The organism is Amycolatopsis sp. NPDC114503 (assembly GCF_055633655.1).
In genome coordinates this window covers 177,799-186,133 of the sequence record NZ_JBVKDT010000011.1, presented here as the reverse complement: position 1 = coordinate 186,133, position 8,335 = coordinate 177,799, and the positions used below count along the sequence as shown (strand labels likewise).

Sequence of the window (8,335 nt, the reverse complement as noted above, 5' to 3'; positions counted from 1 at the left end):
AGTTCCCGCCGACGCACCCAGCTACCAGCCTCCGGTGTTTCCGACGGAAACACCCGCCACGCCGCACCACCAGTTCCCGCCGACGCACCCAGCTACCAGCCTCCGGTGTTTCCGACGGAAACACCCGCCACGCCGCACCACCAGTTCCCGCCGACGCACCCAGCTACTAGGCTCTCGCGCGTACCGCACCCAACTGCGTCAGCGTCGGCCCAGCCGGTTATGCCCGGATCACGGCCGGGGAGGTCAGTGCGATGACATGACAACTTGACCTTCCTTTTCGACTCACAGGGGTCGGTCTTCGCTCGCCTTTACCTAGGGACCACTGCATATGCCACGTAATGCTCAAAGCCGGCGCTCAAGTGCCGCAGCTCCTGCTGTTCCGGCGATCACTCCTCCCCCGGCACCCGTGACACAGGTGCCGGCAGCTCGCGAGTCGGCACTCGAGCAGTCACTCCGGCTCCACGAGTTGCAGAAGCTGGAGGATGAGATCAAGGAGCATCCCGAACGGTTCACGATCGAGGACATTCCTCTCGAGGACATCGTTCCCAGCCCCTTCAACCCGAAGGACCGGCAGGAAGCCCCAGAATCGGCGTACGAGGACATCCTGCCGAGTATCAGGGAGTTCGGAGTCTTCAGTCCTGCGATCGTCATCCGCCGTTCAACCTTGATCGCGAACTCCCCCCACCTGGACAAGAAGACTGATCCGGGTACCTACGTGTACGTGATGGGCCACCGCCGGTCGCGCGCTAGTCATTTCGCCGGGCTCACAACAATCCCCGCCGTCATCCGAGACGAGTGGGCCACAGCCAAGGCGCTTCTGCAGATCATGCTCGCCGAGAACACGGGGCGAACACCGCTGAAACCGATCGAGGAAGGCCGCGGCTACCGGCTACTCCGGGAGGTCGAGAAGATGAGTCTTCAGGAAATCCTTGACTCGACCGGGGGCAAGTCTCGGGGACAGATCAGCAAACGGATCAAGCTCACCGAACTAACCAGCCTGGGCGAAGATCTGCTCAATGCCGAGATGATCAGTATCGACGCAGCGTTGGACCTTCTGACGAAGCTCGCTGATGAGCCCCAGAGGCAAGACGCTGCCCTTCAGACGGTGGTGGAAGTCCAGACGCAAGCTCCGGACGGGATCTCGGAGAAGGACCTCGCCAAACGTCGGTCGGATGCTCTTCAGGCCGCAGTCGAGCGGCAGGTCCGCGAGCGCCAAGCGGCGCAGCTCGATGCTCAGCTCCGCCAAAAGGCCGAGGCCGAGGGGGTGCCGCTGATCGATCCGTCCACGAACTTCGGCGGCGCGGCCGCTGCGCATCGCGTGGCCGATGACGACGTCGAAAGCGCACTCGAGTCCGGAAAGATCGTTGGGGCAGCGATTGAGCAGGACGCGCTGGTTTACTACGCAGCCGCTCCTCGTACGGAGTACCCTGCCCCGGACTCGGACCCCGCAACTTCCGAGGAGGAGGTAGTCGCTTCGACGGCGGCACCGGTCGAAGCCTCTTCGCCGACAATCTCTCCGTCCAGGCAGAAAGCGACGGATGCGAGTAGCGATGAAGCCGCTGAACCTGCGGTTGCCGAGCATGCTGCGGCAGCACGCAGCCGCAGCTTGGCGTGCCGCCGCATTATCGAGGAGTTCGGCCGGGTCAAGGAGAAGAACCGCAATAACCTGCTCGACCAGCTCTCGGACAGCGTTGTCGCACTGCTTCACCGCGGTCTTCCCGATGCCAGGCTCATGACGGCAGAGATCGCCGAATGGACTGGCCTCGACGCATCTGTCATCGAGGCGCCGTCCAGCCGAAACGATGCCCAGCGGATTGCTCTCGCGGCGACTCTCGCGTCATGCGAGCACGAAGCCTCGAAAGCAAAGTACGCCACGTCGCCTTGGCCACCTGTGGTCGTCAAGTACGTCACGCGCCTCGCCAGCATGGGCTATCACGAGCTCAGCGAGTACGAGACCGCCAAGATGGCCTGAGCCGAGGTCTGCTGGCTGTTTCCGTCGGAAACAGCCCTCCCATCCCGAGGAGATCATGACCATCAACGAACCTGAGGGAACGACCTTGACCTCTGTCTCGGCCATGGAACGACTGCTCGCCGCACGAGACCAGTTCCTTCAACGCTACGAACCCACCGAGGTCCGCGAGATCGCGTCGGCAGGCGAAGCAGGATCAGCCGGCAAAACCACGACCAGCGCGGCCTTCGGATCCATGCTCGCTCAGTTGGGCTTCAACGTCGAACTCGTGGACATGGACGGCCAGGGCAACCTCTCGAAACACTTCGGTATCGGCACCGCCGACCCGAAACACGAGAAAACCGACCCCGGCCTGTTCAAGCCCAGCCAGATCGACTACGAAACGGGTAACATCCCGCCTCTCGTCATCGGCGATGTTCTGACCGAACGCCCCGTCTACATCCCCGGCGAGAAGGTGCCGCCGGGCACTAAGCGGCAGAAGCGGGTCGTCTCCATGAACGACATCCGCCGTTGCGCCTACAACGAGAGCGGCGTCGACGGATACGGAGTCAAGGTCGAAGACCCGAACGACGTCACGACAATCGAGTGGCTCAAACGCATCCACATCTACCCCAACGGTGTGTCGTACGGCTCAGGGGAGTGGGCCCAGTTCTACGACGATCAGTCCCAGATCGAGCGAGATCCGATGTCAGGGCTGATCCTCAGCAACAAGATGGACGAGATCAATACGGCCCCACACTTCCGCATCTACGACCTGCACGGCACCAAGTCGATCGCGATGATCTCGGTCGCGTACCGGGTGGGCAAACTCTTCAACTGCGTCGAAGCAGGGGACAAGACCACCGGGCCGGACCTCGACCAGCTGATCGCGTCGATCGAAAGCATGAAGAAGTACAATAAGAAGCTTGAGCTGGCGATGATCCTGCCGTGCCGCATCAAACAGGGGCCGCAGCGAGGCAAGATCGGCCAGAAGATGATTGATCGGCTCTACGAGCGGCACGGGCCGCTGGTCCCGGATGCCTGGATCCGGGATGCGGTGACGATCGGCGAGGCGTACTACTACCGAGAGCCGCTGCCCATGTGGGTTCCTAACGCTGACGTCACCGACGACTACCGGCATGCCCTTGCGTGGGCTTTTGAGAACGGGTTGTTCGATCTCGCCGTACCGAAGAAGTGAATCTCGGTGTGGTGTTTCCGATGGAAACACCACACCCGGCTGATCCGAATCGGAGCGAGACTCGTAAATCGCAGAGATTCGCAGGCCAGCTCACCCGGACTGGACGTCACGACGAATCGCCGTCGGCGCGACTCGTCGGGTCGGTGCAACTCCTCAGCTCTCCCCGGGCCTGCGGTGCAACTGCCTGGGCATCGCTTTCCTGCACCCCCGGTCGACCGCAGCATAACTCGGGCAGGTCGCGCCAATGGCGACCACCGTCAGCGGTTCCCGTCCGATCGTCTGTCGACGCGCGTTCACGCGGCAGGGGAGGCGTGGTCCCGGGAGCGCGACCACGCCTCGGCCTCAGGGGCGGTGACCTGCGCGCGGGCCAGCTCGCGCTCGGCCGGGGGGGGAACGTTGGACCATCAGTCGCGCCGCTGGTATCTGGTCGCCGAGCCCGCCAGCCAGCTGCAGGACCAGCCGAGCCGGGGGCGCTGTACCAACTAGCCGGTTAGGTGTCTTCCTGCCCGGTGATGCCCAGCCGGGCGGCTTGGCCAGCGGTGAGCACCACGTAGCCGGCGGCGGCGAGCTTGTCGACGAGCTGTTCGGCCGTGATTTGGTCGAGCCAGGTGGGCAACGGTGCCTGGTCGTGGACGTAGATGCTGCCGCCGGGGGATTTCTCGGCGTGGACGGGCCGTCCGGAGGCGTCGCGCAGGTCGCCCCTGCGAAAGGCGCGGTACGCGCGCCAGGACGGGATTCCCTGCTGTCTTGCCCACTCGGCCAGCACCAATGCCATGCAAATATTTTTGCACATTTTTGCGCTTTGGGCTAGTATCGGCGCGTCACTGATCCGTAACCCGGCGACCTGGGCGAACGTCCCGATCGCATGACATTGGAAGGAGAGATGGCAGTGAAGACCCCCACCACCTCACGCGACGCTGCCGCTCGCGCGTCGCGAGATCCGATACCCGATTCGGTGCCGATCTGGTTCAGCACGCTGATCCCCGCGTTGTGGGTGTTCGTCGCCGCGTCCGCGGCCGGCACCTGGGCCAGCGAACTGCTGCCGTGGCAGCCGTGGTGGCTGACGGCGGGCGTGTTCGTCGCGGCAGGGTTCGTCGTGACGCCGCGCGTGGGCGTCGTGTTCCGGCGGCGTCCGGGGCTGGCGCGGCCGAGCCGGTGCTGGCCGTTCGCCGCACTGCTCGGCGTGGCGTTGGCCCTGCACCAGGGCGATTGGCTCAACAGGGCGATACTGCCGGTGGCCGTCGTGGTGACGCTCGTGGGCGCGACCGCGATGCTCATGGGCGCGATTGACGAGGACCGCAAGCACGCCGCCGCCTGAGCGGGCGGACCGGGAAGGAACCACGAGCCGTGTCGACATCACCAACCATCGGGGTCGAGCCGCAGGCCGGGCCTCCGACGAAACACCGGGCGGTGACCACCTGGCTGTCCCGCCGCACGGCGGCGAAAGCGCGGGCGGTCGCCGAGCTGGCCATGGCCGAGCGGGCGCTGCTGGATGTCCGCCGGGACGCCGCGATCTTCGACGACTCGCGCCGCCCGGCCGAGTCGGAGAAGCCCGCCGGGGAGGACGAAGAGCGCTGGTCGGCCGCGAAATGGTTCGGCGCCGCCGTGATCTCGGTGCTGGTGCTGGCCGGGACGCTGACGATGGCCGCCGTCGCGGTCGGGATGCAGATCGGGTTCTTCACGGCCTACCTGCCCGCGTCCGCCCAAACGGTGACGCTGCCGGTCGTCGACGTCCGGCTGTCCATCCCGCAGTTCGCGCCGATCGCGCTGGAGTCGGGGGCGTGGCTGCTCACGCTGATGACGCTGATGCTGGTCATGTGCGGACTGAACTACAGTCGGTGGCACCGGTCGATGCTGTACATCGCGTGCACGGTGGCCGTGATCAACGGCTGGCATGTCGGCAAGCTCGCCGACGACGCGACGATCGGCCTGGCGTTCGGCGGGCTATCGATCCTCGGCCCGTGGCTCGTGCACCTCTACGTGCAGTTCCTCCGGCAGCTCAAGTCCGGTGCCACAGTCCGGCACGCGCTGGGCGAGACGGCGAACGGCCTGGTCTGCGCGCTGCGGTTCGTGCTCGGCGTGCTGGTGGCGGTGCTGCGGCACGCCGTGCTCGGCGTGCTGTTCCACCCGATCAAGTCGGTGCGGTTCCTTCGTGTCTGGTCTGACCCGGCCAACGTCACGGCCGGTCACGGCCAGGTCGGTGCCGCGTGGCGTGTCGAGACCATGGAACACCACGAACGGCTGCGGGCCCGCGTTCTGGGAATCCGCGAACGCGTCGCGAAAAATATCGCGCCGCCGCGTCGCACGTTCCGACAATTCGTCGCCGGGTTGTTCCGCCGGAAAAAGGACGACGAACCGATTCAGGGAATGGGCGTGCACTGGCCCGCTCCGGTCCCTGGCCCCGTCGCGTCGCACCGTCCCGACACCCCGCTGGCCGGCGTAGTCGACGAAGGCCGGGGCAGGGTGATGACCGCTCTGCGCGACCCGGAGGACCCCGTCGCGGAGCCGGGCGACGACCCGGCGAACGGTCCGGGCGTTCACCGTTCGGCGGACCGTTCGGGCGAACGGTCGACCGTTCAGGCCGACCCGGAGGGCGACCGCGCAGCGTTCGGCGGACCGTTCGACGAGCGTTCGTTCCTCGCCGCGCTGGGTGACGACGACCGATTCCTGGCGGAGCTGAACGGTCTGGCTCAACACCTCAACACGGACGGTCAGGAGCCGGGCGAACAGTCTGGCGAAACCGTTCAGGACGGCGTTCAGGCGCCGTTCGCGCCGCCCGCCAACATCGGTGAAGCCCCGGCAGACGGGGACCGTTCAGCAGACCGTTCATCGGCTCCGACCAGCGGCGAACACAGCGAACGGTCTGAGCCGAGGCAGGTGAACGGTCCCATCGACGGCGGCGTTCAGCCAGCCGACGCGGCGACCGTTCAGCAGCCGCAGGCGGGTGAGGACGACTCCGAACGGTCCGACCGTTCGGAAGGCCGTTCATCGGAGCGTTCACCAGACCGTTCGGAAGGCCGTTCATCGGAGCGTTCACCAGACCGTTCGCTCGGCACGACCGGCACCGGGTCGCTCAAGCCGAAGGACCTGATCGTTCACCACTACTGGCGTCTCATCGACCAGGGCGTGAACGTCAGGGACGCGAAGGCGTGCCCGCGAGCGCAGGTCGCCCGCGATCTCCGGATGAGCGAGGGAACGGTCCGCCGGGTCTGGGGCGAGTGCCTCAAGGGCAAGCACCCGAGGCCGGAGGTCGAGCTGGCGAACGGCGGGGAGTCCCCGCGAACGGACGGACGTTCGGCGGGGTGACTCGCGCCGACCACGTCCGCGGGTAGAGGCTGCCCGGCCGCGAGTCACAGCGTCATCGGCGAGAGGGCCGCCGCCCGAATCCGCGTCATGCCAACCGGAGAAAACGGTCGGAATAGCGGAGGGAGCGCATTGTGAATAGGGACCAATTGTTAGCGCAAATACGCAGCCCGCCCATTTCGCGGTCGGGAACGCAACGTTCCGATAGCTAGGCCGGGAGCCGGGGGCGATACTCGGACGAGTGATCACGCCTCCGGCTTCGGGCCGGGGTACCGGACCACACCCCACCACCGAGAGAGAAGCGATCAACCATGAGTGAGACAGAGGAGAAAGCAACCGAATCACCACCCTCCGCCCCTGGCCCTGCAGCTGCTCCGGCACCAGGTCCGCGCAGGTCACGGCGCTCTCCGGCACCGCAGCCGGTGAACGACACGGACGGCCCGACGAACCTCACGGTCATGGCGTCCGGCATGGGCGCGGCCGCCACGGTCGGCACGGCCGCGCTGACCAGCGCCACCGGGCCGGTCGGCCTGGCCGTCGCCGCCGGTGCGGCGGCCGTGACCACGGGCGGCGCGGTGGTCGCGAACCGGATCTCGCGCAATCGCGCGGCGGCCAGGACGCGGTCGGCGGTCACGGGCGGAGCCGGTGGCGGACGCCGCAGCCGCGGACGCGGCGGCGTGTCGACCGGCAGCCGCAGCGGCGGCATCGGACGTTCCCGGGGCCGCAGCAGTGCGAGCAAAGGCGCAGGTCGCGGGCGTGCAACGCGGCCGTCGACGGGCCTGCCGGGACGCAAGAAGGCCGCCGCTGCCGGTCGTGGCCTGTCGGCCAAGCCCAAGGGTCGCCCGGTCGCGGGTGCCGGGAAGCAGGCCAAGAAGGCGGGCAGCCTGGCGACGGCGCTGGCCAAGAAGGGCAAACCCGCTGGCAAGGGCGGTCCCGGCCGGGGCAGCCGGTGGTCGCTGACCGGCAACGGCAAGGGCTCCAAGGCGAAAGGCCGGGGAGCCGGGACGAAGCCGCGCGGTCGCGGCGCTGGCGGCCGGGGCTCCGGCGCTGGCCGGGGCCGGAGCACGTCGCCTGCCAAGGCGACCCGCAAGGCCAGCGCCGCCGAGCGGAAACGCAAGGCGGCCACGGCACACGCGACGCGGCTGGCCGGGAAGAAGTCGCGAACCGGCCGGGCACTGTCGCTGGCACGGAAGTGGGGCGGCGGGCTGCTCGGCAACCTCGCCGCCTGGTTCCTGTGGCTGCTGGCGGCGCTTCCCGCGCTGTTCGCGGGCCTGTTCGCCTGGATCGGGCGGCTGTTCGGGCGGTCGAAGCGCCGCAAAGCGGCCGTCGAGCCCGAGATCGAGACCGCGGAAACGCCGGCGGACGCGCCGCCAGCGGACAAACCCGCCGTGAAGCCATCGGCGGAGAAGAAAGGCACTGGTCGCAGCCCTGTCGGCGACGGAAGGTCGCCGTCGGGAGCACCGGCCCGGAGGAGTGGAGCACCGATGAGGTTTTTCGAGAACATGGACGCCGGGATCCAGAATGACCTGGCCCGATTCCGGCCGAACTCGTGGATGGACATCGAGGACGGGTTCAGGGAACTGCAGGAGATCTTCGCCCGGTTCGGCAGCGGGTTCCGCACGATGGGCGAGGACCTGGGACCGGACAAGAAGCCGTACGTGGCCGCGTTCTCCGTGGTCGTGTCGGAGCTGTCGAAGCACTTCGACAACCTCAAGGAGGGCATTCACGAGGCCCAGGGCGTCGTCGAGTCCGCGCACGAGGTCGAGCTGCGCCGCATCCGTACACCGCGTCCGGGCGAGGCCGACCTGGACGTCGAGCGCAACCTGAACCGCGGCTGAAACTCCTGTTGACCTGCGGTTTTACCCCACCACCTCATCCCTGTCCGT

General features: G+C 67.2%; 6 protein-coding genes. 5 read left to right on the top strand and 1 reads right to left on the bottom strand.

What is annotated here, in order from left to right; translation table 11 throughout:
• Positions 1 to 466: 466 nt before the first annotated feature.
• Both ACZ7OI_RS37615 and ACZ7OI_RS37610 read left to right on the top strand, forming a co-directional pair.
• On the top strand, positions 467 to 1,972 hold the full coding sequence (locus tag ACZ7OI_RS37615) for a ParB/RepB/Spo0J family partition protein (protein ID WP_470268873.1): 1,506 nt from the start codon (positions 467 to 469) through the stop codon (positions 1,970 to 1,972).
• A 55-nt stretch (positions 1,973 to 2,027) separates the two neighbouring features.
• Positions 2,028 to 3,146 carry a ParA family protein gene (locus ACZ7OI_RS37610; RefSeq protein ID WP_470268872.1) on the top strand — a complete coding sequence of 373 codons (1,119 nt, stop codon included), beginning with the start codon at positions 2,028 to 2,030 and terminating at the stop codon, positions 3,144 to 3,146.
• Between the two features lie 490 nt (positions 3,147 to 3,636).
• Here the strand turns inward: ACZ7OI_RS37610 and ACZ7OI_RS37605 are convergent, their stop codons facing one another.
• Positions 3,637 to 3,921: a hypothetical protein gene (locus ACZ7OI_RS37605; protein ID WP_470268871.1), complete on the bottom strand. Its 285-nt coding sequence runs from the start codon at positions 3,919 to 3,921 to the stop codon at positions 3,637 to 3,639.
• A 114-nt stretch (positions 3,922 to 4,035) separates the two neighbouring features.
• Between ACZ7OI_RS37605 and ACZ7OI_RS37600 the strand changes: the two genes are divergently transcribed.
• The 3 genes from ACZ7OI_RS37600 (at position 4,036) to ACZ7OI_RS37590 (ending at position 8,287) form a co-directional block, all read left to right on the top strand.
• Positions 4,036 to 4,464 carry a hypothetical protein gene (locus tag ACZ7OI_RS37600; protein WP_470268870.1) on the top strand — a complete coding sequence of 143 codons (429 nt, stop codon included), beginning with the start codon at positions 4,036 to 4,038 and terminating at the stop codon, positions 4,462 to 4,464.
• 29 nt (positions 4,465 to 4,493) lie between these two features.
• Positions 4,494 to 6,452, top strand: coding sequence for a hypothetical protein (locus ACZ7OI_RS37595; protein WP_470268869.1), 1,959 nt, complete (start codon positions 4,494 to 4,496; stop codon positions 6,450 to 6,452).
• 419 nt (positions 6,453 to 6,871) lie between these two features.
• On the top strand, positions 6,872 to 8,287 hold the full coding sequence (locus ACZ7OI_RS37590; protein ID WP_470268868.1) for a hypothetical protein: 1,416 nt from the start codon (positions 6,872 to 6,874) through the stop codon (positions 8,285 to 8,287).
• Positions 8,288 to 8,335: the final 48 nt, after the last annotated feature.